The organism is Streptomyces sp. NPDC037288 (assembly GCF_055603265.1).
Window position 1 is genome coordinate 72502 of sequence record NZ_JBVJVY010000023.1, and the last position, 23570, is coordinate 96071.

Annotated in this window: 24 protein-coding genes; 4 read left to right on the top strand and 20 right to left on the bottom strand. The window is 69.4% G+C overall.

Translation table 11 applies throughout. The annotated features are described in order from the left end of the window. The first annotated feature begins 8 nt into the window (after positions 1–8). Positions 9–581 (top strand): cob(I)yrinic acid a,c-diamide adenosyltransferase, encoded by a 573-nt coding sequence (locus ACZ7GZ_RS24700; RefSeq protein ID WP_471027435.1) that lies wholly within the window; start codon positions 9–11, stop codon positions 579–581. On the opposite strand, the gene ACZ7GZ_RS24705 is transcribed toward ACZ7GZ_RS24700, so the two are convergent. Beyond that, positions 578–1111: a hypothetical protein gene (locus tag ACZ7GZ_RS24705; RefSeq protein WP_471027437.1), complete on the bottom strand. Its 534-nt coding sequence runs from the start codon at positions 1109–1111 to the stop codon at positions 578–580. The genes ACZ7GZ_RS24700 and ACZ7GZ_RS24705 overlap by 4 nt on opposite strands. A 149-nt stretch (positions 1112–1260) precedes the next feature. On the opposite strand from ACZ7GZ_RS24705, the gene ACZ7GZ_RS24710 reads away from it, so the two are divergent. The 3 genes from ACZ7GZ_RS24710 (at position 1261) to ACZ7GZ_RS24720 (ending at position 5050) form a co-directional block, all read left to right on the top strand. Next, entirely contained in the window at positions 1261–2466 is a 1206-nt protein-coding gene (locus ACZ7GZ_RS24710; protein ID WP_471027439.1) for a sensor histidine kinase, read from the top strand. After that, positions 2463–3104, top strand: a complete 642-nt coding sequence (locus ACZ7GZ_RS24715) for a response regulator (protein WP_471027441.1) — start codon at positions 2463–2465, stop codon at positions 3102–3104. Before ACZ7GZ_RS24710 ends, ACZ7GZ_RS24715 begins: the two co-directional genes overlap by 4 nt. Before the next feature lie 125 nt (positions 3105–3229). Continuing rightward, positions 3230–5050, top strand: coding sequence for a glycosyl hydrolase family 18 protein (locus tag ACZ7GZ_RS24720; RefSeq protein ID WP_471027443.1), 1821 nt, complete (start codon positions 3230–3232; stop codon positions 5048–5050). A gap of 8 nt (positions 5051–5058) precedes the next feature. On the opposite strand, the gene ACZ7GZ_RS24725 is transcribed toward ACZ7GZ_RS24720, so the two are convergent. The 19 genes from ACZ7GZ_RS24725 to ACZ7GZ_RS24815 form a co-directional block, all read right to left on the bottom strand. After that, a complete protein-coding gene (locus ACZ7GZ_RS24725) occupies positions 5059–5505 on the bottom strand; it encodes a DUF2550 domain-containing protein (RefSeq protein ID WP_471027445.1) in 447 nt (148 codons plus the stop codon). A gap of 148 nt (positions 5506–5653) precedes the next feature. After that, a complete protein-coding gene (locus ACZ7GZ_RS24730) occupies positions 5654–6028 on the bottom strand; it encodes a F0F1 ATP synthase subunit epsilon (protein ID WP_037656493.1) in 375 nt (124 codons plus the stop codon). Positions 6029–6141: 113 nt separating this feature from the next. Then, positions 6142–7578, bottom strand: coding sequence for a F0F1 ATP synthase subunit beta (gene atpD / locus ACZ7GZ_RS24735; RefSeq protein WP_471027447.1), 1437 nt, complete (start codon positions 7576–7578; stop codon positions 6142–6144). Beyond that, complete coding sequence (locus tag ACZ7GZ_RS24740) at positions 7579–8496, bottom strand: F0F1 ATP synthase subunit gamma (RefSeq protein WP_360096400.1); 918 nt, start codon at positions 8494–8496, stop codon at positions 7579–7581. Positions 8497–8517: 21 nt separating this feature from the next. Continuing rightward, positions 8518–10110: a F0F1 ATP synthase subunit alpha gene (atpA, locus tag ACZ7GZ_RS24745; RefSeq protein WP_360096397.1), complete on the bottom strand. Its 1593-nt coding sequence runs from the start codon at positions 10108–10110 to the stop codon at positions 8518–8520. Positions 10111–10243: 133 nt separating this feature from the next. Next, positions 10244–11059, bottom strand: coding sequence for a F0F1 ATP synthase subunit delta (locus tag ACZ7GZ_RS24750; protein ID WP_471027449.1), 816 nt, complete (start codon positions 11057–11059; stop codon positions 10244–10246). Next, entirely contained in the window at positions 11056–11607 is a 552-nt protein-coding gene (locus ACZ7GZ_RS24755) for a F0F1 ATP synthase subunit B (protein ID WP_471027451.1), read from the bottom strand. The genes ACZ7GZ_RS24750 and ACZ7GZ_RS24755 overlap by 4 nt, the downstream gene beginning before the upstream one ends. Before the next feature lie 39 nt (positions 11608–11646). Continuing rightward, on the bottom strand, positions 11647–11892 hold the full coding sequence (gene atpE, locus ACZ7GZ_RS24760) for an ATP synthase F0 subunit C (RefSeq protein ID WP_471027452.1): 246 nt from the start codon (positions 11890–11892) through the stop codon (positions 11647–11649). Positions 11893–11969: 77 nt separating this feature from the next. Then, positions 11970–12740, bottom strand: a complete 771-nt coding sequence (gene atpB / locus ACZ7GZ_RS24765; RefSeq protein ID WP_471027454.1) for a F0F1 ATP synthase subunit A — start codon at positions 12738–12740, stop codon at positions 11970–11972. A gap of 273 nt (positions 12741–13013) precedes the next feature. After that, entirely contained in the window at positions 13014–13451 is a 438-nt protein-coding gene (locus ACZ7GZ_RS24770; RefSeq protein ID WP_471027456.1) for a hypothetical protein, read from the bottom strand. A gap of 302 nt (positions 13452–13753) precedes the next feature. After that, positions 13754–15076, bottom strand: coding sequence for an MraY family glycosyltransferase (locus ACZ7GZ_RS24775; RefSeq protein ID WP_471027458.1), 1323 nt, complete (start codon positions 15074–15076; stop codon positions 13754–13756). 150 nt (positions 15077–15226) lie between these two features. Continuing rightward, positions 15227–16465 (bottom strand): serine hydroxymethyltransferase, encoded by a 1239-nt coding sequence (locus tag ACZ7GZ_RS24780; protein ID WP_471027459.1) that lies wholly within the window; start codon positions 16463–16465, stop codon positions 15227–15229. 142 nt (positions 16466–16607) lie between these two features. Further along, positions 16608–17288, bottom strand: a complete 681-nt coding sequence (locus ACZ7GZ_RS24785) for an arsenate reductase/protein-tyrosine-phosphatase family protein (protein WP_471027461.1) — start codon at positions 17286–17288, stop codon at positions 16608–16610. After that, positions 17285–17932 (bottom strand): L-threonylcarbamoyladenylate synthase, encoded by a 648-nt coding sequence (locus tag ACZ7GZ_RS24790; protein ID WP_363214556.1) that lies wholly within the window; start codon positions 17930–17932, stop codon positions 17285–17287. The genes ACZ7GZ_RS24785 and ACZ7GZ_RS24790 overlap by 4 nt, the downstream gene beginning before the upstream one ends. Before the next feature lie 61 nt (positions 17933–17993). Beyond that, positions 17994–18839, bottom strand: coding sequence for a peptide chain release factor N(5)-glutamine methyltransferase (gene prmC / locus ACZ7GZ_RS24795; RefSeq protein ID WP_471027463.1), 846 nt, complete (start codon positions 18837–18839; stop codon positions 17994–17996). A 51-nt stretch (positions 18840–18890) separates the two neighbouring features. Further along, positions 18891–19958: a peptide chain release factor 1 gene (prfA, locus tag ACZ7GZ_RS24800; RefSeq protein ID WP_471027465.1), complete on the bottom strand. Its 1068-nt coding sequence runs from the start codon at positions 19956–19958 to the stop codon at positions 18891–18893. Positions 19959–20065: 107 nt separating this feature from the next. Next, on the bottom strand, positions 20066–20287 hold the full coding sequence (gene rpmE, locus ACZ7GZ_RS24805) for a 50S ribosomal protein L31 (RefSeq protein ID WP_030828843.1): 222 nt from the start codon (positions 20285–20287) through the stop codon (positions 20066–20068). A gap of 161 nt (positions 20288–20448) precedes the next feature. Beyond that, positions 20449–21582 (bottom strand): LCP family protein, encoded by a 1134-nt coding sequence (locus ACZ7GZ_RS24810; protein WP_471027523.1) that lies wholly within the window; start codon positions 21580–21582, stop codon positions 20449–20451. Positions 21583–21778: 196 nt separating this feature from the next. Beyond that, positions 21779–23473, bottom strand: a complete 1695-nt coding sequence (locus tag ACZ7GZ_RS24815) for a trypsin-like serine protease (protein ID WP_471027524.1) — start codon at positions 23471–23473, stop codon at positions 21779–21781. Positions 23474–23570: the final 97 nt, after the last annotated feature.

Below are 23570 nucleotides of genomic sequence, written 5' to 3' on the forward strand. Positions count from 1 at the left end.
CTGGTCACATGGTCAATCTGACGCGCATCTACACCAGGACCGGCGACAAGGGCACCACCCACCTCGGTGACATGAGCCGGGTACCCAAGACGGACCTCAGGATCTCCGCGTACGCCGACGCCAACGAGGCCAACGCGGTGATCGGCGCCGCGATCGCGCTGGGCGGTCTGGAGGAGGAGGTCGTCGCGGTCCTCACACGCGTCCAGAACGACCTGTTCGACGTGGGTGCGGACCTGTCGACGCCCGTGGTGGAGAACCCGCAGTTCCCGCCGCTGCGGGTCGAGCAGTTCTACATCGACAAGCTGGAGGCGGACTGCGACCGCTTCAACGAGCAGCTGGAGAAGCTCCGCTCCTTCATCCTGCCGGGCGGCACCCCGGGCGCGGCCCTCCTGCACCAGGCCTGCACGGTCGTACGCCGGGCCGAGCGCTCCACCTGGGCGGCCCTGGAGGTCCACGGCGAGACGATGAACCCGCTCACCGCGACCTACCTCAACCGCCTGTCGGACCTGCTGTTCATTCTCGCCCGGGTGGCGAACAAGGCGGAGGGCGATGTGCTGTGGGTGCCGGGCGGGGAGCGTTAGCGCTCACGTTTCGGGAACAGCGTGTAGCTGCCGGCGATGATCACGTTGATGCCGATCAGCCACAGCATCCGCAGCTGCCACTGGCGCAGTGATCCGGTCTCGCCGGCGGAGCCGACGTACCAGATGGCGGCCTGGAGGAGGGCCAGGGCGACCACGGAGGCCAGGATCCAGCGGCCCGCGACCTTCCATTCGTGGACGGCGCGGGCCGTGCCGTAGCGGGGCGGTTTCACCGGGGGCGGGCCGCCGGCGAAACGGTGGGCGACCCGGGCGTCGGCCCACTTGATCGTCGAGTGGCCCAGCCCGGCCGTGAAGCCGATGTAGACGGCGGCCAGGCCGTGCCGCCAGTCCGGCTGCGCGCCGTTCCTCAGGTCGATCGCGGTCACGATGAACAGCACGACCTCAAGCAGCGGTTCGCACAGCAGCAGCACCAGTCCCGTCCGGGGCATCCGCAGGGCGTACCGGAAGGTCAGTCCGGCCGCCAGCAGCACCCAGAACGCCACCTCACAGGCGATGATCAACCATACGACCATGGCTCGCTCCCCTCGTCACCCTCAAGGCTCCCGGCGGCCGGGGCGCGGATCATCGTCGGCGGGGGCGAACCCCGCGTAAGCGAAAGTTGCAGTCCAGGACCCTGCCCGGGGAGCACGCGGGCCGCCCGTGGGGCGTGTTGGATGGGGGCATGCCCCTCGCACTGCCCCGCCCCCACCGCGACGACGTGCGGATCGCCGTGGGCGGGCTGCTCGGCGGCCTGCTGCTGTGGTCGCTCGGCCTCCACTCGCGTGTGCCCACGGACCCGCTCGTGCTGTGGTCGGCCCCCTGGGCCCCGCTGGTGCCGCTGGCGGTGACGGCCGCGTGCGAGCCGCTGCGCCGCACCCGGCCCCGCATCGGCCTGCTGGTCGGCACGCTCGCGCTGAGCCTGGACACGGTGACCCTCGGCAGCCTGGTCACCGTCGTGCTGTACACGGACCTGATGTACGCGGCCGTCCTGTACGGCACCCCGGCCGCCGCCCGCCGCATCCCCTGGATCACCGCGATGCTGACGGTGCTCGGCGGGGTCGTACCGGCCGCCCTGTGGCGCGATCCGCAGGCCCTGCTGATCGGTGTCGGCATCGGCGTGGTGGCGCTCGCGCCCGCCGCGACCGGCTGGGTGGTGCGCGACCACCGGGACGCGGCCGAGGCCGCCCGGCTGCGCGCCGAACAGACCGCGCTGCTCGCCGAGATGGACCGCACCCAGGCGATCACCACCGAACGGGCGCGCATGGCACGGGAGTTGCACGACATGGTGGCCAACCACCTGTCCGCGATCGCCATCCACTCCACGGCCGCGCTGTCCCTCGACGATCCGGCGACCTCGCGGGACGCCCTGGCGGTGATCCGGGAGAACAGTGTGGAGGGACTGGCCGAGATGCGGCGGCTGATCGGCATCCTGCGGGACAGCGGCGGGGACCTGGAACCGGCCGCCACACCGACGCTCGACGGCCTCGCCGCCCTGGTGAAGGCCGCCCGCGCCAACGGTCTCGACGTGCTCCTCGACGCCGGCCACGGCCGGGTGCCGGCGCCGGTGGAGCTGGCCGCCTACCGGATCGTGCAGGAGTCGCTGACCAACGCGCTCAAGCACGCGGCGCACGGGACCGTCCGGGTGGCCGTGCGGCAGGCCGACGACACCCTGACCGTGGAGGTCACGAGCCCCTACCGGTCCGGTGACAGCCCGCGCGCCCCCGGCTCGGGCTCCGGGCTCACCGGGATGCGGGAACGGGCGAACCTGCTCGGCGGCGGCTTCGCGGCCGGAGCGGAGGCCGGCCTGTGGACCGTACGCGCCACACTCCCCGTCACCGGAACCGCGGGCACGGCAACTGCCGAAGCAACCGAAGGAGCCCCCTCGTGATCCGTGTCCTGGTCGCCGAGGACCAGTCCGCCGTCCGCGCCGGGCTGGTCCTGATCCTGCGCAGCGCACCCGACATCGAGGTGGTCGGTGAGGCCGCGGACGGTGAGCGGGCGGTGGAGCTGGCCCGGGAACTGCGGCCGGACCTGGTGCTGATGGATGTGCAGATGCCGCGCCTGGACGGGGTGTCGGCGACTCGGCAGATCGTGGCGGAGGGGGCCGCGGACGTACTCGTGCTGACCACCTTCGACCTGGACGAGTACGTGTTCGGGGCGCTGCGGGCCGGGGCGGCCGGGTTCCTGCTGAAGAACACCGAGGCGCGGGATCTGCTGGAGGCGGTGCGGACGGTGGCGCGCGGGGAGGGCGTCGTCGCGCCGGCGGTGACCCGGCGGCTGATCGCCGAGTTCGCGGCGGGTCCGGTGCGGGGGGCGAAGGCCGATCCGGCCGCACTGGACAGTCTGACCCCGCGCGAGCGGGAGGTGCTGTCCTGCGTCGGCCAGGGACTGTCGAACGCCGAGATCGCCGGGCGGCTGCGGATGGCGGAGGGCACGGTGAAGACCCACGTCAGCCGGCTGCTGGCCAAGCTGGAGCTGCGCAGCCGGGTCCAAGCGGCCGTCCTGGCACAGGAGTTGGGGATCTGACACAGCGAGCCGGAGAAGTGGTCCAGACCTATTGACGGGTGGTCCAGACCTTTCTACTCTCGCAGCACCGTGGGCGTGAAGGCTCAGTCATGCCCCTGACATCCCCACATTCGAGGAGGCGCAGCATGCGCTTCAGACACAGAGCCGCGGCAGGCCTAGTGACCCTGCTGCTCCCCCTGGCCGGCCTCGTCGGTCTCGCGGGCCCCGCCCAGGCCGCGGCCGACGCGACGGCGGGCTTCACCAAGACCAGCGACTGGGGCACCGGCTTCGGCGGCCAGTGGACCATCAAGAACACCGGCACCAGCAGCATCAGCTCCTGGACCGTCGAGTGGGACTTCCCCTCGGGTACGTCCGTCACCTCGGCCTGGGACGCGGACGTCACGAACTCCGGGAACCACTGGACCGCGAAGAACAAGTCCTACAACGGCGGCATCGCCCCCGGCGCCTCCGTCTCCTTCGGCTTCAACGGCTCGGGCCCCGGCTCCCCCGCCAACTGCAAGCTGAACGGCGGCAGTTGCGACGGTACGACGACCCCCGGTGACGCGGCCCCCTCCGCGCCCGGCACCCCGACCGCCTCGAACCTCACCGACACCTCGGTCAAGCTCTCCTGGGGCGCGGCCACCGACGACAAGGGCGTGACGAACTACGACGTCCTGCGCGACGGCAAGGTCGTCGGCACCGTGACGGCCACCTCGTACACCGACAGCGGCCTGACCGCCGGCACCGACTACTCCTACACCGTGCAGGCCCGGGACACCGCCGGCCAGACCGGCCCGGTCAGCGGCGCGGTCAAGGTGCACACCACCGGCGGCACCACCACTCCCCCGACCACCGGCGACAAGGTCAAGCTCGGCTACTTCACCGAGTGGGGGATCTACGGCCGCAACTACAACGTCAAGAACCTGGTGACGTCAGGTTCGGCGGCCAGGATCACGCACATCAACTACGCCTTCGGCAACGTGACGAACGGCCAGTGTGCGATCGGCGACTCCTACGCCGACTACGACAAGGCGTTCACCGCCGACCAGTCGGTCAGCGGCGTCGCCGACACCTGGGACCAGCCGCTGCGCGGCAACTTCAACCAGCTGCGCGAGCTGAAGGCCAAGTACCCGAACCTCAAGGTGCTGTGGTCCTTCGGCGGCTGGACCTGGTCCGGCGGCTTCGCGCAGGCCGCCGCCAACCCGGCCGCGTTCGCCCAGTCCTGCTACAACCTGGTCGAGGACCCGCGCTGGGCCGACGTGTTCGACGGCATCGACATCGACTGGGAGTACCCGAACGCCTGCGGCCTGTCCTGCGACACCAGCGGGGCGGCGGCCTTCAAGAACGTGCTGGCCGCGCTGCGCGCCAAGTTCGGTTCCAAGGCCCTGGTCACCGCCGCGGTCACCGCCGACGGCTCCGCCGGCGGCAAGATCGAGGCCGCGGACTACGCCGGTGCCGCCCAGTACGCCGACTGGTACAACGTGATGTCGTACGACTTCTTCGGCGCCTGGGACGCCAAGGGCCCGACCGCCCCGCACTCCCCGCTCACCTCGTACTCCGGCATCCCGAAGGCCGGCTTCGACACGGCCGACGCGATCGCCAAGTACAAGTCCGCCGGCGTCCCCGCGTCCAAGCTGCTCATCGGCATCGGCCTCTACGGCCGCGGCTGGACCGGCGTCACCCAGGACGCCCCGGGCGGTACGGCCACGGGCCCGGCGGCGGGTACCTACGAGCAGGGCATCGAGGACTACAAGGTGCTCAAGGCCTCCTGCCCGGTCACCGGCACCGTCGCGGGTACGGCGTACGCGCACTGCGGCAGCAACTGGTGGTCGTACGACACCCCGTCGACCATCGCCGGGAAGATGGGCTGGGCCAAGTCCCAGGGACTCGGCGGGGCCTTCTTCTGGGAGTTCAGCGGCGACACCGGCAACGGTGAGCTGGTGAACGCCATCAGCAGCAATCTGTAAAACAGCGCTCAAGCGACGTTGACGCGCTGACCGGGCGGGGCTGCCTCCAGCCACGCGAGGAATCCGGTCAGCGCGTCTTCGCTCATCGCGAGTTCGAGGCGCGTGCCCCGATGGGTACAGGCGAGGACCACCGCGTCGGAGAGCAGCGCCAGCTCCTCCTCACCCTCGGGCAGCCGGCGGCCGGCCACCTCGATCTGAGCGCGCTCCAGGGTGCGGCGCGGGCGGAAGGCGTAGGAGAAGACGCGGTACCACTCGATGCGGTCGCCGTTGTAGCGGGCGACGCCGTAGCTCCAGCCCTTGCCGTTGGCGTCCGGCTTCTCGGCCACGTCCCAGCGCAGGGAACAGTCGAAGGTGCCGCCGGAACGCTGGATGAGCCTGCGGCGCAGCCCGAACAGGAACAGTCCCACCACCACGAGCGCGACCACGATCCCGCACACAGTCAGAGCGAGGACCATCGGCACCGACCTCCTCGTCTCCTAGGAACTGCTTCTGTCATTTCGTAATGAAACGGAAAAAACACCCACATCTACCTCAGCCGCGACCGGCACCGGATTGCTCCGGGCCGGCCGCGGCTGAGTGACGTCAACGTACCGCGCGACTGGTTCAGCGCGCCGTCGCAGCACGCAGGCGGACATCCGCGCGGCGCTCGGCGGCGGCGTCGCCCTCCGCCTTCGCGCGCTCCAGCTCCCGCTCCGTGCGCTGGACATCGATCTCGTCCGACAGCTCGGCGATCTCGGCCAGCAGCGACAGCTTGTTGTCCGCGAACGAGACGAAACCGCCGTGCACAGCGGCGACGACCGTTCCACCATCACTCGTACGGATGGTCACCGGGCCCGACTCCAGCACACCGAGCAGCGGCTGGTGACCGGGCATGACGCCGATGTCGCCGGACGTGGTGCGCGCGACGACCAGGGTGGCCTCGCCGGACCAGACCTGGCGGTCGGCGGCGACCAGCTCGACGTGCAGCTCAGCAGCCAAGGGTGGCTCCTCGGGTCACCACCCGGCGGTTCTGCCGGGTGTTGGGGTCAATTCTAGTGGGCGTGAGTGAGGGGGCGGGACGCACCCCGCCCCCTCACACGAACTCAGCGAGTTCAGGAGACGCCCAGCTCCTTGGCGTTGGCCTTGAGGTCCTCCAGGCCACCGCACATGAAGAACGCCTGCTCCGGGAAGTGGTCGTACTCACCGTCGATGATCGCGTTGAACGCCGCGATCGACTCGTCCAGCGGCACGTCCGACCCGTCGACGCCGGTGAACTGCTTGGCGACGTGGGTGTTCTGGGACAGGAAGCGCTCCACGCGACGGGCACGGTGGACGACGAGCTTGTCCTCCTCGCCGAGCTCGTCGATACCGAGGATCGCGATGATGTCCTGGAGGTCCTTGTACTTCTGCAGGACCGTCTTCACGCGCATGGCGGCGTTGTAGTGGTCCGCGGAGATGTAGCGCGGGTCCAGGATCCGGGACGTGGAGTCCAGCGGGTCCACGGCCGGGTAGATGCCCTTCTCGGAGATCGGACGGGACAGCACCGTCGTCGCGTCGAGGTGGGCGAAGGTGGTGGCCGGGGCCGGGTCGGTCAGGTCGTCCGCGGGGACGTAGATCGCCTGCATCGAGGTGATCGAGTGACCGCGGGTCGAGGTGATGCGCTCCTGGAGGAGGCCCATCTCGTCGGCCAGGTTCGGCTGGTAACCCACCGCGGAGGGCATACGGCCGAGCAGCGTGGAGACCTCGGAACCGGCCTGCGTGAAGCGGAAGATGTTGTCGATGAAGAACAGCACGTCCTGCTTCTGGACGTCACGGAAGTACTCGGCCATGGTCAGGCCGGCCAGCGCGACGCGCAGACGGGTGCCCGGGGGCTCGTCCATCTGACCGAAGACCAGCGCGGTCTTGTCGATGACGCCCGAGTCGGACATCTCCTCGATCAGGTCGTTGCCCTCACGGGTGCGCTCACCGACACCGGCGAACACGGAGACGCCGTCGTGGTTGTTGGCGACACGGTAGATCATCTCCTGGATGAGCACCGTCTTGCCGACGCCGGCGCCGCCGAACAGGCCGATCTTGCCGCCCTTGACGTACGGGGTGAGCAGGTCGATGACCTTGACGCCCGTCTCGAACATCTCGGTCTTGGACTCGAGCTCGTCGAAGTTCGGGGCCTTGCGGTGGATCGGCCAGCGCTCGCCGTCGTAGGTCTCGTCGACGTTCAGCACCTCACCGAGGGTGTTGAACACCTTGCCCTTGGTGAAGTCGCCGACGGGGACCGAGATGGCGGAGCCGGTGTCCGTCACCGCGGCCTGGCGGACCAGACCGTCGGTGGGCTGCATGGAGATGGTGCGGACCAGGCCGTCACCCAGGTGCTGGGCGACCTCCAGGGTCAGGATCTTCTTCTCGCCCGCGTTCGCCGGGTCGGAGACCTCGACGTGAAGGGCGTTGTAGATCTCCGGCATCGCGTCGACGGGGAACTCCACGTCGACGACCGGGCCGATGACCCGGGCGACGCGGCCCGTAGCCGTCGCGGTCTCAACAGTGGTGGTCATTTATCGGTCACTCCCCGCGGTCGCGTCGGCCAGGGCGCTCGCGCCACCGACGATCTCGCTGATTTCCTGGGTGATTTCGGCCTGGCGGGCCGCGTTGGCAAGACGGGAGAGCGTGTTGATCAGCTCGCCCGCGTTGTCGGTGGCCGACTTCATCGCGCGCCGCGTGGCGGCGTGCTTCGAAGCGGCCGACTGGAGCAGCGCGTTGTAGATACGGCTCTCCACATAGCGCGGCAGCAGGGCGTCGAGGACGTCCTCCGCCGAGGGCTCGAAGTCGTACAGCGGGAGGATCTCCCCCTGGGGGTGAGCCTCCTCGGCGACCTCTTCGAGGCGCAGCGGAAGCAGCCGGGCGTCCAGCGCCGTCTGCGTCATCATCGAGACGAACTCGGTGAAGACGATGTGGAGTTCGTCCACACCACCCTCGGCCGTGTCCTTCTCGATCGCCTCGATCAGGGGCGCCGCGACCTTCTTGGCGTCCGCGTACGTCGGCTCGTCCGTGAAGCCCGTCCACGACTCCGTGACCTTGCGCTCACGGAAGTTGTAGTGGGCGACACCGCGCCGGCCGACGATGTACGTGTCGACCTGCTTGCCGTCGCGCTCCAGGCGCTCGGTCAGCTGCTCCGCCGTCTTGATGGCGTTGGAGTTGAAGGCGCCGGCCAGACCGCGGTCGCTCGTGAGGAGCAGGACCGCGGCACGGGTCGGGTTCTCCGCCTCCGTGGTGAGCGGGTGCTTGGTGTTCGAGCCGGTGCCGACCGCCGTGACCGCGCGCGTCAGCTCGGTCGCGTACGGCGTGGAGGCCGCCACCTTGCGCTGCGCCTTGACGACGCGCGAGGCGGCGATCATCTCCATCGCCTTCGTGATCTTCTTGGTCGCGCTGACGGATCGGATGCGACGCTTGTAGACCCGGAGCTGAGCTCCCATGAGTCAGGTCCCTTCCTTACGTCACTTGGCGGCAGCGGCAGGAACGTCCTCGCCGAGCAGCTTGCCGTCCGAGGTCTCGAACTGCTTCTTGAACTCGGCCACTGCGTCGTCGATCGCCTGGATCGTGTCGTCCGACATCTTCGCGCCCTCCTTGATGGAGGTCATCAGGCCCTGGTGCTTCCGGTGCAGGAAGTCGATCAGTTCCTTCTCGAAGCGGCGGATGTCGACGACCGGGACCTCGTCCATACGGCCGTTGGTGCCGGCCCAGACGGAGACGACCTGGTCCTCGGTGGCCATCGGCTGGTACTGGTCCTGCTTCAGCAGCTCGACCATGCGCTGACCGCGCTCCAGCTGAGCCTTGGAGGCCGCGTCCAGGTCGGAACCGAAGGCGGCGAACGCCTCCAGCTCGCGGAACTGGGCGAGGTCTACCCGGAGGCGGCCGGAGACCTGGCGCATCGCCTTGTGCTGCGCGGAACCACCGACTCGGGAGACGGAGATACCGACGTTCAGCGCGGGGCGCTGACCGGCGTTGAACAGGTCCGACTCCAGGAAGCACTGGCCGTCGGTGATGGAGATGACGTTGGTCGGGATGAACGCCGAGACGTCGTTGGCCTTGGTCTCGACGATCGGCAGACCGGTCATCGAACCGGCACCCATCTCGTCGGAGAGCTTGGCGCAGCGCTCCAGCAGCCGGGAGTGCAGGTAGAAGACGTCACCCGGGTAGGCCTCACGGCCCGGCGGGCGGCGCAGCAGCAGCGACACGGCGCGGTAGGCGTCGGCCTGCTTCGACAGGTCGTCGAAGATGATCAGGACGTGCTTGCCCTCGTACATCCACTGCTGGCCGATGGCCGAACCGGTGTACGGCGCCAGGTACTTGAAGCCGGCCGGGTCGGACGCCGGGGCGGCGACGATGGTCGTGTACTCCAGGGCGCCGTTCTCCTCCAGCGCGCGGCGCACGCCGGCGATGGTGGAGCCCTTCTGGCCGATGGCGACGTAGATGCAGCGGACCTGCTTCTTCGGGTCGCCGGTGCGCCAGTTGTCGCGCTGGTTGATGATCGTGTCGACGGCCAGGGCGGTCTTGCCGGTCTGGCGGTCACCGATGATCAGCTGACGCTGACCACGGCCGATCGGGGTCATCGCGTCGACGGCCTTGTAGCCGGTCTCCATCGGTTCGTGCACCGACTTGCGCTGCATGACCGTGGGGGCCTGCAGCTCCAGCGCACGGCGGCCGGACGTCTCGATCTCGCCGAGGCCGTCGATCGGGTTGCCGAGCGGGTCGACGACACGGCCGAGGTAGCCCTCGCCGACCGCGACGGAGAGGACCTCACCGGTGCGGGTGACCGGCTGACCCTCCTCGATGCCACTGAACTCGCCGAGTACGACGGCACCGATCTCGCGCTCTTCCAGGTTCAGCGCGAGACCGAGGGAGCCGTCCTCGAACTTCAGCAGCTCGTTCGCCATGGCCGAGGGCAGACCCTCGATCTTGGCGATACCGTCGCCGGCGACGGTGACCGTACCGACCTCCTCGCGCGAGGCCGCGTCCGGCTTGTACGACTGGACGAAGTTCTCCAGCGCGTCCCGGATCTCCTCCGGCCGGATCGTGAGCTCCGCCATCTGGGTTCCCTGCTCTCCTTGTTGGGCCCGAAGTTTCACTTTGGGGGTCTGGGGGCGACCCCCAGGATTCTTCTGCACGGCCCAACCAGGGCCGTCGTAAGTACTACTGCTGTTCTCGAATACCGAGCGTCGCTCAGCTCGCCATGCGGCGGGTGGCGTCGTCCAGCCGGTCCGCGAGCGAGCCGTTGATGACCTCGTCACCGACCTGCACCCGGATCCCGCCGATCACGTCGGGGTCCACGTCCAGGTTGAGGTGCATCCGGCGGCCGTAGAGCTTCGCGAGGGCGTCGCCCAGGCGCTGCTTCTGCGGGTCGCTCAGCGGCACCGCCGAGGTCACGGTCGCCACCAGACGGTTCCGGCGGTCGGCGGCGAGCTTGGACAGGGACTCCAGTCCCGCTTCCAGGCTACGTCCCCGCGGCGCGGTCACGAGGCGCGCGACCAGACGCTCGGTGGCGGGCTTGGCCCGTCCGCCCAGCAGCCGGTGCAGCAGCTCGGTCTTTACCTGGCCGCCGGCGGCGCGGTCGGTGAGCGCGGCGCGCAGCTCGGTGGTGGAGGAGACGATCCGGCCGAACCGGAACAGCTCGTCCTCGACGTCGTCGAGGGTGCCCGTCTTCTCCGCGGCCGTGAGGTCGGCGGTGCTCGCCAGCTCCTCCAGCGAGTCCACCAGGTCGCGGGGCTGCGACCAGCGGGAGCGTGCCATCCCGGCCACCAGGTCGGCGGTGGAACCGCTCACCTGGCCGCCGATCAGACGCTCCACCAGCTGCGCCTTGGCCTCTGCGGGCTGCGCCGGGTCGGTGAGGACCCGGCGCAGGCCGGCCTCGCGGTCGAGCAGCGCGGTGACGGCCGCCAGCTCGCCGGCGAGCGAAGCGGCATCGGCGGACGTGGAGTCCGTCAGCGCGTCGAGACGCTCACGTGCGGCTGCCAGGGCCTCGCGGCTCGCTCCGTTCATCGCGTGGCCTCGGCCTTCTCCTCGAGCTCGTCGAGGAAGCGGTCGATCACACGGCTCTGGCGGGCGTGGTCCTCGAGGGACTCGCCGACGAGCTTGCCGGCCAGTTCGGTGGCGAGCTTGCCCACGTCCTGACGCAGCGTCTGCGCGGCGGCCTTGCGGTCGGCCTCGATCTGGGCGTGACCCGCGGTGACGATCTCCTCGCGCTGCCGCTGGCCCTCGGCCCGCATCTCGGCGATGAGCGCGGCACCCTGCTCCTGCGCCTCCTGGCGCAGGCGCGCGGCCTCGTGCCGGGCCTCGGCGAGCTGGGCCTTGTACTGCTCAAGGACGCTCTGGGCCTCGACCTTCATGGCGTCGGCCTCTTCGATACCGCCTTCGATCGCCGCGCGGCGCTCCTCCAGAACCTTGTTGATGTTCGGAAGCAGCTTCTTCCAGAAGAAGAAGAACACGATGGCGAAGGCGATGGTGCCGACGAGCAGCTCGGGACCCTCGGGAACCAGCGGGTTTCCGCCGTGCTCCGGAGCCGCCAGCTGTACCAGGTTGGCGATCACATCAGTGCCTTTCGTCGATCCGTGTCGGGTAAGAGGTGATTACTTACCGAACACGAACGGCATAACGATGCCGATGAGGGCGAGCGCCTCACAGAAGGCGAAGCCCAGGATCTGGTTGGCGCGGATCAGACCGGCCGCCTCGGGCTGGCGGGCCAGGGCCTCGGTGCCCTTGCCGAAGATGAAGCCGACGCCGATGCCGGGGCCGATCGCGGCGAGGCCGTAGCCGATCGAGCCGACGGAACCGTGGACACCAGCGGTGGCGGCGAGGGTCTCAAGAGCGGACATGCCGGTTCTTCCTTCTCTTTACTGGACCGGTGGGGGTTGGCCACCGGACGTCTGGGGGTTGGCGGAGGTGGTACGACTCAGTGGTGCTCGGCGAGAGCGCCCTGAATGTAGGAGCAGGCGAGGAGTACGAAGACGTACGCCTGGACGGCCTGCACGAAGAGCTCGAAGCCGATCATGGCCACCGTCATCACGAAGGAGACGCCGGCACCGACGACCAGCCAGCTGTTCAGCAGGTACCAGGAGGCCACGGTGAACATGACCAGCATCAGGTGACCGGCGAACATGTTGGCGAAGAGTCGCACCGCGTGCGTGAACGGGCGGACCAGCAGGTTCGAGAAGAACTCGATGACCATGACGAGCGGAAGCACGCCGCCGAGCGACTTGTCGTAGCCCGTCACGTTCTTGAAGAAGCCGACGAAGCCGTGCTTCTTGAAGGTCAGCGAGACCCAGGTGATGTAGACGATCGCGGCGAGCACCGCCGGGTAGGCGATGATCGACGAGACCGGGAACTGGGCCAGCGGGATCACGGACCAGACGTTCATGATCCAGACGAAGAAGAACAGCGAGACCATGAGCGGCACGTACTTCTCGCCCGCCCGCTTGCCCAGCGTCTCGTACACGATGCCGCGGCGCACGAAGTCGTAGCCGGCCTCGCCGACCATCTGCAGCTTGCCCGGGACGACCTTGGCCCTGCCGAAGGCGGCCCAGAAGAAGCCGACGATGAGCACCGTGGTGATGAGCACGAGCAGCATCACCTTGTTGAACTGGAAGCCCCCGACCGTGGCCATCGGCTTGAAGAGGAAGGACTGCAGGCCCGGGGCCGGGAAGCCGCACCCGTTGTCGGACATGATCCGACAACTCCAGTCAAAGGCGAGCTGGGTCTGGTCAGCACTCACCGCGGGCTCCTTCGGCATGACGCATGGGTACGGCAACCTCGTTGTGTCGGCGCGGCACACGGCCGCGGATCGGCACCGGACTGGTGTTACGGATGTGGGGGCGGCCGGGGGGCATCGAGCCTCGCGATCGAGCAGGCGTCAGCTCGGATGCCCGCGCCCGCGATGCCGCAGTTGGCACCGGACGATAGCAGGAGATCTCACAGCCCTTTATCCCGCCCCTACCTCTCACGACGACGGCCCTGTCTTCTCGGGCTTCTCGCTCTTCACAGAGTCCGGGTCGATGTAGAAGATCTTGGCTTTGATGTGCGCGCGAGCCTGCGCGGCCATCCACACGACGGTCGCGACGACGAGCGACACGGCGAACGTCTTCGCGTTGAAGAGAGAGGTGTCCCTGAAAACAGCGACGAAGATCAGGAGAAGCAACAGCTGGGCGACGTAGAGCATCAGCCCGATCATCTGGAACAGCTGCGGGAGCGTTTTTGCCGTCCACTGCAGCACGTACAGGCCGATACCCATGAACAGGATGGCCAGCACCGTGCCGACGGCCGCACCGAGCGCGCCCTTCCCCCCCGCGACCGCGGCGCTCACGGCGACGGCGATCACACCTGCAGCCGCTGTGGGCACAGCGATCTGCAGAAGGTTCCGGGCGTCTTTGGACGGCATGGCGGCAACTCCGCTTTCACAAGGGGGCAGGGTGTCGTCATGGACGAGCGTAGTCCCGGGCTGAGTGATCGAGACCTCACACCAATGGACCGTCGCACTCAGGTCCTTCGGCTCTATCCGGGGTTCTCGTGAACCGTATCACAAACTATTTGATGAGGTCTTTACCTGCTAGGTGTGCTTGCTGTCACACATGAGAGTGACAGTGCGCGTCTGTGCAGAAACCGCGCCCACTTGTCTGGTATTGGGAGCTTTGCACCCCCACGAATTGGCAATGCTCTAGTCAGATTCTTACCCTGAACGTCTCAGCGGCGATCAAGGAAACGCGAACGGGGGCCGATCGCGGTCGCCCCGTTGACGCCGGAAACCCCGGCGGGCACAGGAGTCCGCTCCGGGGTCTCCTCGACCCCCTCCGGCTCCCCCGCCTCCATGGCCACAGCAGGGCCCTGCACGGCTCCGCCCCGGCGGCGGTAGCGCGGGGGCACGAACCGCTGCGCCCAGACCGGGACGCGCGGTGTGAAGCGCGGGAGCAGCAGCAGGACCAGGCCGACCGCGCTGAGGAAGACGATGCCGAGCACGATCCACATGGACGCCGAGTTCACCGAGTACGCCAGCGCACCGAAGGCGATCAGGGCCGACCAGAAGTACATGATCAGGACCGCCCGGCTGTGCGAGTGCCCGATCTCCAGCAGCCGGTGGTGCAGATGGCCGCGGTCCGCGGCGAACGGCGACTGGCCGCGCCAGGTACGGCGGACGATCGCGAGGACCAGGTCGGCGGTGGGGACCGCGATGATCGTCAGCGGGAGCAGCAGCGGGATGTACACCGGCACGGTCTGGTGCACCGCCGCCTTCTCCGAACCGGCGTACAGGTTCAGCGCGTCCGGGTCGAGCTGGCCGGTGATCGAGATCGCGCCGGCCGCCAGCACCAGGCCGATCAGCATCGAGCCGGAGTCACCCATGAAGATGCGCGCGGGATGCATGTTGTGCGGCAGGAAGCCCAGGCACATGCCCATCAGGATCGCCGCGAACAGCGTCGCCGGGGCGGCGGCCTCGATGCCGTACGACACCCAGACGCGGTAGGCGTACAGGAAGAACGCGGCAGCCGCGATACAGACCATGCCGGCCGCGAGACCGTCCAGGCCGTCCACGAAGTTGACCGCGTTGATCGTGATGACGACGAGCGCGACGGTCAGCAGCGTGCCCTGCCACTGGGTCAGCGCCACGTTCCCGACGCCGGGGATGGGCAGCCACAGGATCGTCAGACCCTGCACGACCATCACGCCCGCGGCGATCATCTGGCCGCCCAGCTTGATCAGCGCGTCGATCTCGAACTTGTCGTCCAGCACGCCGATCAGCCAGATCAGGGCCGCGCCGGAGAGCAGGGCCCGCGGCTCGTTCGACTTCGCGAAGACCTCGTTGAGGTTGGTCAGGTGGTCCGCGACCAGCAGGCCCGCGCACAGCCCGAAGAACATGGCGATACCGCCGAGGCGCGGAGTGGGCTCCCGGTGCACGTCACGTGCCCGGATCTCCGGCATCGCCCCGGCCACGATCGCGAACTTCCGTACCGGCCCTGTCAGCAGATACGTCACCGCGGCCGTGATGCAGAGCGTCAGCAGGTATTCACGCACGGGCTTCCCCACAGGTCTCGCTGGCCATCACAGCCCCACACCCTAGCGACGGACGTATGAAGATGGGGACTTCCGGGTAGCCACGATGGTTGCACGGGTGGCTGTGGACCACGGCACACATCCGGATGTACGGAGTGCGCCTACCCCTGTTCAGCCCGGATACGGCGGAAAACCGGCTGTGACGCTGCGCACCTCGTCCCGGGCCGTGGCCGGACCGGTCTCGTCGCGCAGCACGGCCGCCATGAGCGCCGCGATCCGCACCATCTCCGGCTCCCCCATGCCCTGGGTGGTCACCGCGGCCGTGCCCAGGCGCAGGCCCCGGCCGTCGCCGTGCGGCAGCGCACAGCAGTCCAGGACGATCCCGGCGGCGGCGAGCCGGCCGCGTGCGGTGCGCCCGTCCACGCCGAGCGGTGCCGGATCGGCGGTGATGAGATGGGTGTCCGTGCCTCCGGTGGTGACCGCGAGGCCCTCGGCTGCCAGGTGTCCGGCCAGCACCCGGGCGTTGGCGACCACCTGATGGGCGTACGCGGCGAACGCCGGGGTTGCCGCCTCGCCGAACGCGACGGCCTTCGCGGCGATCGTGTGCATCTGCGCACCGCCCTGGGTGAACGGGAACACCGCCCGGTCGACGCGCTCGGCCAGCTCGCTGCCGCACAGGATCATCCCGCCGCGCGGCCCGCGCAGCACCTTGTGGGTGGTCGCGCACACGATGTCGGCGTACGGCACCGGGTTCGGCGCCGCTCCGCCGGCGACCAGCCCGATCGGATGCGCGGCATCCGCGATCAGGTAGGCCCCGACCTCGTCGGCGACCTCGCGGAAGAAGGCGTAGTCGAAGTGCCGGGGATACGCGATGGACCCGCAGACGATCGCCTTGGGCCGGTGGTTGCGGGCCAGGTGCCGCACCTGGTCGTGGTCGACGAGCCCGGTCTCGGCGTCCACCCCGTACCCCACGAAGTCGAACCAGCGCCCGGAGAAGTTCGCGGGCGAGCCGTGCGTGAGGTGGCCGCCGTACGGCAGGCCGAGGGCAAGGACGGTGTCCCCGGGGCGCAGCAGGGCGGCGTAGGCGGCCAGGACGGCCGAGGAGCCCGAGTGGGGCTGGACGTTGGCGTGGTCGGCGCCGAAGAGGTCCCTGGCCCGGTCGATGGCGGCGCGTTCGGCGAGGTCGACGAGCTCGCAGCCACCGTGGTGCCGGGCGCCGGGGTAGCCCTCGGCGTACTTGTTGGCGAGGGACGAGCCGAGGGCGCCGAGCACGGCCGGCGAACAGAAGTTCTCGGCGGCGATCAGCTGCAGCGTGGTCGACTGCCTCTCCAGCTCGGCCAGGAGGATCTCGGCCATCGCGGGGTCCTGCCTCCGCAGGGCGTCGGTCTCGAGGGTATGGGTGACCGACATGACGGGCTCCCGAGGCGGTCGACGGTGACGTGTTCCCAATGTAGGCCGGAGACGTCCGTTATGCCCGGTTACAGAGCCGCATGAGAACGCGGGGGCGTTGTCACTCGCGCAGTTCCCCGCGCCCCCGGTACGGGCGTCGGCGCTACATACGCGCCGGAACCCCCGTCAGCGCCGTCACCACAGGGTCCAGCGCCTGGTGTATCTCGTCGCCGACGGAGCGGAAGAACGGCAGCGGGGCGCCGTACGGGTCGTACACCTCGTCCGCCTCCGCGTTGGGCGCAAGCAGCCACCCGCGTAGAGCCGCGGCGGCACGCACCAGCGCGCGGGCGCGCACCACCACGCCGTCCGCCAGGGGCGGCAGCGTGGCCGGGTCGATCGCGCGGACCAGGCGGGTGAACTCCTTCAGGGTGAAGGTACGCAGGCCCGCCGAATGGCCCATGGAGATGACCTGGGCGCGGTGGTCGCGGGTGGCCGTCAGGACGAGGTCGGCCATGATGACGTGCTCGTCCAGCAGCTCCCTGCCGACGAACCCGGAGGCGTCCGCGCCGAACTCGCCCAGCACCGCCTCCGCGTTGGCCTCCATCGGCGCGCCCTCGTGGCCCCAGGTGCCCGCGCTCTCCACGATCAGCCCACCGCCGAGCACACCGAGCCGCTCCGCGACGAAATGCCGGGTCAGCCGCTCGGTGATGGGCGAGCGGCACACATTGCCGGTGCTGACGTGGAGGATGCGGAAGGTGTCGCGCGGGAGCCCGACGAACGTCGTCGTGATCTCGGCGGCACGCTCCCCGACGCCTATGCCACGCCCCGCGTCAGGGGCCGTCAATTCGCCACCTCGAGGTCGGGTACGACCTTCCGCAGCTCGTCCGGCGACAGCGCCCCCTCGCGCAGCAGCACCGGCACCCGGCCGGTGACGTCGACGATGGAGGACGGGACGTTGCCCGGGGTCGGACCGCCGTCCAGGTAGACGGAGACGGAGTCGCCGAGCATCTCCTGCGCGGCGTCGCAGTCCTCCGGCGCCGGGTGGCCGGTGAGGTTGGCGGAGGACACGGCCATCGGACCGACCTCGGTCAGCAGCTCGATCGCGACCGGGTGGAGCGGCATACGGACGGCCACCGTGCCGCGGGTGTCGCCGAGGTCCCACTGCAGCGACGGCTGGTGCTTGGCGACCAGCGTCAGGGCACCCGGCCAGAACGCGTCGACCAGTTCCCACGCCAGCTCGGAGAAGTCCGTGACGAGGCCGTGCAGGGTGTTCGGGGAGCCGATGAGGACGGGGGTGGGCATGTTGCGGCCCCGGCCCTTGGCGGCGAGCAGGTCGGCGACCGCCTCCGAGGAGAACGCGTCGGCGCCGATGCCGTACACCGTGTCGGTCGGCAGCACCACCAGCTCGCCCCGGCGGACGGCGGACGCGGCCTCGCGCAGACCCGTCGCGCGGTCGGTCGCGTCGTTGGTGTCGTATCGCCGTGCCATGTCTAGCGGGCCTCCTCGTACACGTGATGCGGGACTTCTGAGAACACTGCCGTCGGGGTGCTCACGGCAGCGCCTTGCGGGCGGTCGCGAACCGGGGTCGGTTGTTGAGGTCGGGGTGGTCGGCCGCGTCGGCCCAGCCCCGCTCCTCGGTGAAGATCCACGGCACCTGGCCGCCCTGGGTGTCGGCGTGCTCGATCACGACGACCCCGCCGGGGCGCAGCAGACGGTGTGCGGTGCGTTCCAGACCCCGGATCAGGTCGAGGCCGTCCTCGCCGGAGAACAGCGCCAGCTCGGGGTCGTAGTCGCGGGCCTCCGGGGCGACGTACTCCCACTCGGTGAGCGGGATGTACGGCGGGTTGGAGATGACCAGGTCGACCTGCCCGTCGAGATCGGGGAAGGCCGACAGGGCGTCGCCCTGGCGCAGGTCGACCCTGGAGCCCGCCACGTTCTTCCGCGTCCACACCAGGGCGTCCTCGGACAGCTCCACGGCGTGCACGCGCGAGCGCGGCACCTCCTGGGCGAGGGCCAGCGCGATGGCGCCGGAGCCGGTGCACAGGTCGACGATGCACGGCTCGACGACGTCCATGGCGCGTACGGCGTCTATGGCCCAGCCGACCACGGACTCGGTCTCCGGCCGGGGCACGAAGACGCCCGGCCCGACCTGCAGCTCCAGGTAGCGGAAGTAGGCCCGGCCGGTGATGTGCTGCAGCGGCTCGCGCTGTTCACGCCGGGCGATGACCTCCCAGTACCGGGCGTCGAAGTCGGCGTCCTTCACGGAGTGCAGTTCGCCCCGCTTCACGCCGTGCACGAACGCGGCGAGCTCCTCCGCGTCGGTGCGCGGCGAGGGCACGCCGGCGTCGGCCAGCCGCTGGGTGGCCTGGGCCACCTCCGCAAGCAGCAGGTTCACGCGAGTCCTCCGTGTCGTACTCGTACTTGCGCTCGTACGTGTGTACGTGTGTTACGCGGCGGCGAGCTTCGCCGCCGAGTCGGCGTCGACGCAGGCCTGGATGACCGGGTCGAGGTCGCCGTCCAGGACCTGGTCCAGGTTGTACGCCTTGAAACCGACACGGTGGTCCGAGATGCGGTTCTCCGGGAAGTTGTAGGTGCGGATCTTCTCGGAGCGGTCGACCGTGCGGACCTGGCTGCGGCGGGCGTCGGCGGCCTCCCGCTCGGCCTCCTCCTGCGCCATGGCGAGCAGCCTGGAGCGCAGGATACGCAGAGCCTGCTCCTTGTTCTGCAGCTGGCTCTTCTCGTTCTGGCAGGAGGCGACGACCCCGGTCGGCAGGTGCGTGATGCGCACCGCGGAGTCGGTGGTGTTGACCGACTGGCCGCCCGGGCCGGAGGACCGGTAGACGTCGATCCGCAGGTCGTTGGGGTTGATCTCCACGTCCACCTCCTCGGCCTCGGGAGTCACGAGGACACCGGCGGCGGAGGTGTGGATACGGCCCTGGGACTCGGTGGCCGGCACGCGCTGCACGCGGTGCACACCGCCCTCGTACTTCAGCCGCGCCCACACGCCCTGGCCGGGCTCCAGCTGGCCGCGGGCCTTCACCGCGACCTGCACGTCCTTGTACCCGCCCAGCTCGGACTCGGTGGCGTCGATGACCTCGGTCTTCCAGCCGACGCGCTCGGCGTAGCGCAGGTACATGCGCAGCAGGTCACCGGCGAACAGCGCCGACTCGTCGCCGCCCGCGCCCGCCTTGATCTCCAGAATGACGTCCTTGTCGTCACTCGGGTCGCGCGGGATCAGCAGGAAGCGCAGCTTCTCGGTCAGTTCCTCGCGCTGCTTCTCCAGGTCCTTGACCTCGGCCGCGAAGTCGGGGTCGTCGGCCGCGAACTCACGCGCGGTCTCGATGTCGTCGCCGGTCTGCTTCCAGGAGCGGTACGTGGCGACGATCGGGGTGAGCTCGGCGTAGCGCTTGTTCAGCTTGCGAGCGTTCGCCTGGTCGGCGTGGACCGACGGGTCGGCGAGCTTCTTCTCCAGATCGGCGTGCTCGGCGACGAGTTCATCGACGGCCTCGAACATCTTGGGCTCCTGTACTGCGGGGGAAGGGCTGGCGGGCGACCAAAAACGCCGGTCCCGGCGCACGCCCCGGTAGGACGTACGGCCGTGGACCGGCGAATGGGGGCTCGCTACTTCTTGGAGCCGGCGGCCTTGCCGAAGCGGGCCTCGAAGCGGGCCACACGGCCACCGGTGTCGAGGATCTTCTGCTTGCCCGTGTAGAACGGGTGGCACTCGGAGCAGACCTCGGCCCGGATGGTGCCGGACCCGATGGTGCTGCGGGTGGTGAACGACGCGCCGCAGGTGCAGCTGACCTGCGTCTCGACGTACTCGGGGTGGATGTCGCGCTTCAAGGTGTCTCCTAGTTTCGGGAGGGCGCCGGGTCGCAGCCGCGGGGTGCGGAAGCGTGAACCGGAGCCGACGTACCAGTCTGCCAGGACTGGGGCCATCCACCCAAACCGGGGGTGCGCTTGTTCTATTCCCGAGGGTGAGCGGGTCGTCGCCTACGCGCCCCTCAACCGCTCACCACGCCCTTGGCTTCTCCCGTGGCCGTGCCCTTCGTGGCCGACTTCGGGACGGGCTGGTCGTTCTTGAGGGCGTCCCAGACCAGCCGGGCCTTCTGCTTCTCCAGGAGCACGCGGTTCGGGTTGGCCGGGTCGTACCGGACCGGCATGGTGATCATGGTCATGTGCTTGGGGCCGATGCCCTTGAGGCCGTCCGCGAAGTCGATCAGGGAGTTGACCGAGCCGAGGTCGGAGTCGGTGGTGACGGTCTTGGTGGCGGTGTCGGCGAGGTCGTACAGCTTCTTGGGGCTGGTGAGGACTCCGACGTGCTCGACCTGGTTGAGCAGCGCCTTGACGAAGGCCTGCTGGAGCTGGATGCGGCCCAGGTCGGAGCCGTCGCCGACGCCGTGCCGGGTACGGACGAGGCCAAGGGCCTGCTGCCCGCTCAGGGTGTGGGTGCCGGACGGCAGGTTCAGGTGGCTCTGCGGGTCGTCGATGCTCTTCGTCGTGGTGACCGGGACGCCGCCGAGATCGTCGATGAGCTTCTGGAAGCCCGCGAAGTCGACCTCGAGGTAGTGGTCCATGCGGATGCCGGTGATCGACTCGACGGTCTTCACCGCACAGGCCGCGCCGCCGGTGCCGTAGGACTCGTTGAACATCACGCCGGACGCGGCCGGGTGCCTGGTGCCCTTGGTGTCGGTGCAGGCGGGGCGGTCGATGAGGGTGTCCCGGGGGACGGAGACCACGGAGGCCTTCCTGTGGCCCTCGTAGACGTGGACGATCATCGCCGTGTCGGAGCGGGCGCTGCCGTCGTCGGTGCCGCCGCCGAGGTCCTTGTTGGCGCCGGAGCGGGTGTCCGAACCGAGGACCAGGATGTTCTCGGAGCCGTTGTCGAGCTTCGAGGGGCGGTCGTTGCCGAGGGCCTGGTCGATGTCGACGCTCTTGAGGTTGCCGTTGAGCTTGAAGTACACGTACCCGGCGCCCACACCGCCCAGCACCACCACACCGGCTGCCGTCCAGGCCGTGGCGAGCAGGGCCTTGCGGCGCGTGCTGCGGGCCTTGCGGCGGCGGCCCCTGCCTCGTGGAGGCGGACCGGTCTCGCCCGGCTCGGGTATGACGGGCTCCGGCGTGCTCTGGGCGGACAACATCGCTCCTAGGTCTCGTCGGTCGGTTACCCCCTGCGGTCAGGGTCAGGCGCGGTCGGTACCGCTCCATCGTCGCTCCGTAAGGTCAGACGGAGAAACTCGGGAAAGAGTTGCACAACGCAAAGTGCCCATCGCGTACGGCGATGGGCACTCTGTGTAGTCGGTCAGTGCGGGCGTACCGCGCTCACCTGCGGCTTCAGCCCCAGATGTCGTACGCCTGGAAACCGGTGCCGACCGAGATCCTTGTGGCAAAGATCTCGCTTGTGGCCTTTCCGGTGCCCTTGTACAGGTACAGGGTGCCGCCCGGGGTGCGGGCCAGGAAGTCGGCCCTGCCGTCTCCGCTCACGTCGCCGACCGCGTCGAAGGCGTTGTAGCCGGTCCAGGCGCTGCGCACCTTGACACGGGCGGAGAAGGCGCCCGAGCCGGACTTGCCGGTGCCCTTGTACAGGTACAGGTCGCCGGTGCTGGACTGGCGGGCGAGCAGGTCGGCCCTGCCGTCGCCGGTGAGGTCGCCGTGGCCGCGCACCGAGTCGTACTGGTTCCAGCCGGTGCCGACCTCGACCCGGGAGCCGAAGGTGCCGTTGCCGTTGCCTGGGTAGAGCCACATCGTGCCGCCGGAGTCGACGGAGAGCACGTCGGGCTTGTAGTCGCCGGTGAGGTCGCCCGGGACGACGATCCGCCGGCGCGTCCCCCAGCCGCTGAAGATCTTCGTCGTGGCCCACGAGCCGTCCGTGCGGGCGCTGTTGAGGACGAAGTGGTCCCAGTACACGTCACCGGTGGAGCTGACCCGGTAGACGAAGTCCTGGTAGCCGTCGCGGTTGAGGTCGGCCTGCAGCACCAGGTTGGCGCCGCTCCAGTCACCCAGGGAGATCCGGGAGCCGAAGGAGCTGCCGGTGGAGTCCTTCTCGTAGCCGGTCTTCGTGGCGGAGCTGCGCACGAAGAGGTCGGCCCTGCCGTCGGTGTAGCTCAGGTTGGTGTCGTCGATCTGCGGGTAGGCCGCGCCGGCGTACGTGGAGACCTTGGTGAAGACGCTGTAGTAGCCCTTCTCCACGCAGTTCTTCACGCCCCAGGAGACGACACCCACGATGCGGCCGCCCACCACGAGCGGGCCCCCGGAGTCGCCGTTGCAGGTCGCCTGGGTACCGGTGTCGCTGCCGGACTGCGTGCCCGCGCAGACCATGTGCCCCGCGACGAACTCACCGCCGTACACGCCGGTGCAGGTGCTGTCGGCGTGCAGGGTCAGCGTGGCGGTCTTCAGCGTCTGGGAGATGTCGCCGCTGGTGGAGCTGGTGCGGCCCCAGCCGTAGACCGTGGCGCTGGTGCCGCCGGCATAGGAGGTGCTGTCGCCGGGGGTGGTCATCCGGATCTGCGGGGCGCCGACCGGGACGTCCAGGGTGAGGACGGCGATGTCGTTGTCGATGGTCGTCGCGCTGTAGGAGGGGTGGTTCCACTGGCGCAGGACGCCGGTGGCCTGGCCGCCGTGCAGGTCCGTGGTGCCGCCGGCGTCGGTGGTGGGCTGCTGGTCGGTGCCGGTGACGACGGCGCCGTACTTGCTCCAGTCGTAGCCCTTGACGCAGTGCGCCGCGGTGAGGATCTTCGTCGGCGCCACGACCGAGCCACCGCAGAAGAAGCCGACGTCGTCGCCGGTGTCGGTGGTGCCCTTGTCGTCGTAGTACCAGAGCTGCGCCATCCAGGGCGCCGAGGAGATGGTGGTCTCGTTGCCACCGATGATCTTCGGCGACACCGCCGACGGACTGCTGCTCTTCGCCGGCGCGCTGGTGCGGTCGGCTCCGGCGATGCGCTGGTGAAGGGTGTCCTGGGAGGGCTGACTGACGGGGGGCGAGACAGGGGGCTTCGGCAGCGCGGTGGCCGCACCGGCGGAGGCCGTCATCAGCGCGGCGACGACGGCCGCGGCGACACCGGCGGCACCGAGGGGCAGGCCGAGGCGTATACGACGTCTGTGGCGGCCGGGCAGTGGTTCGGGCAAG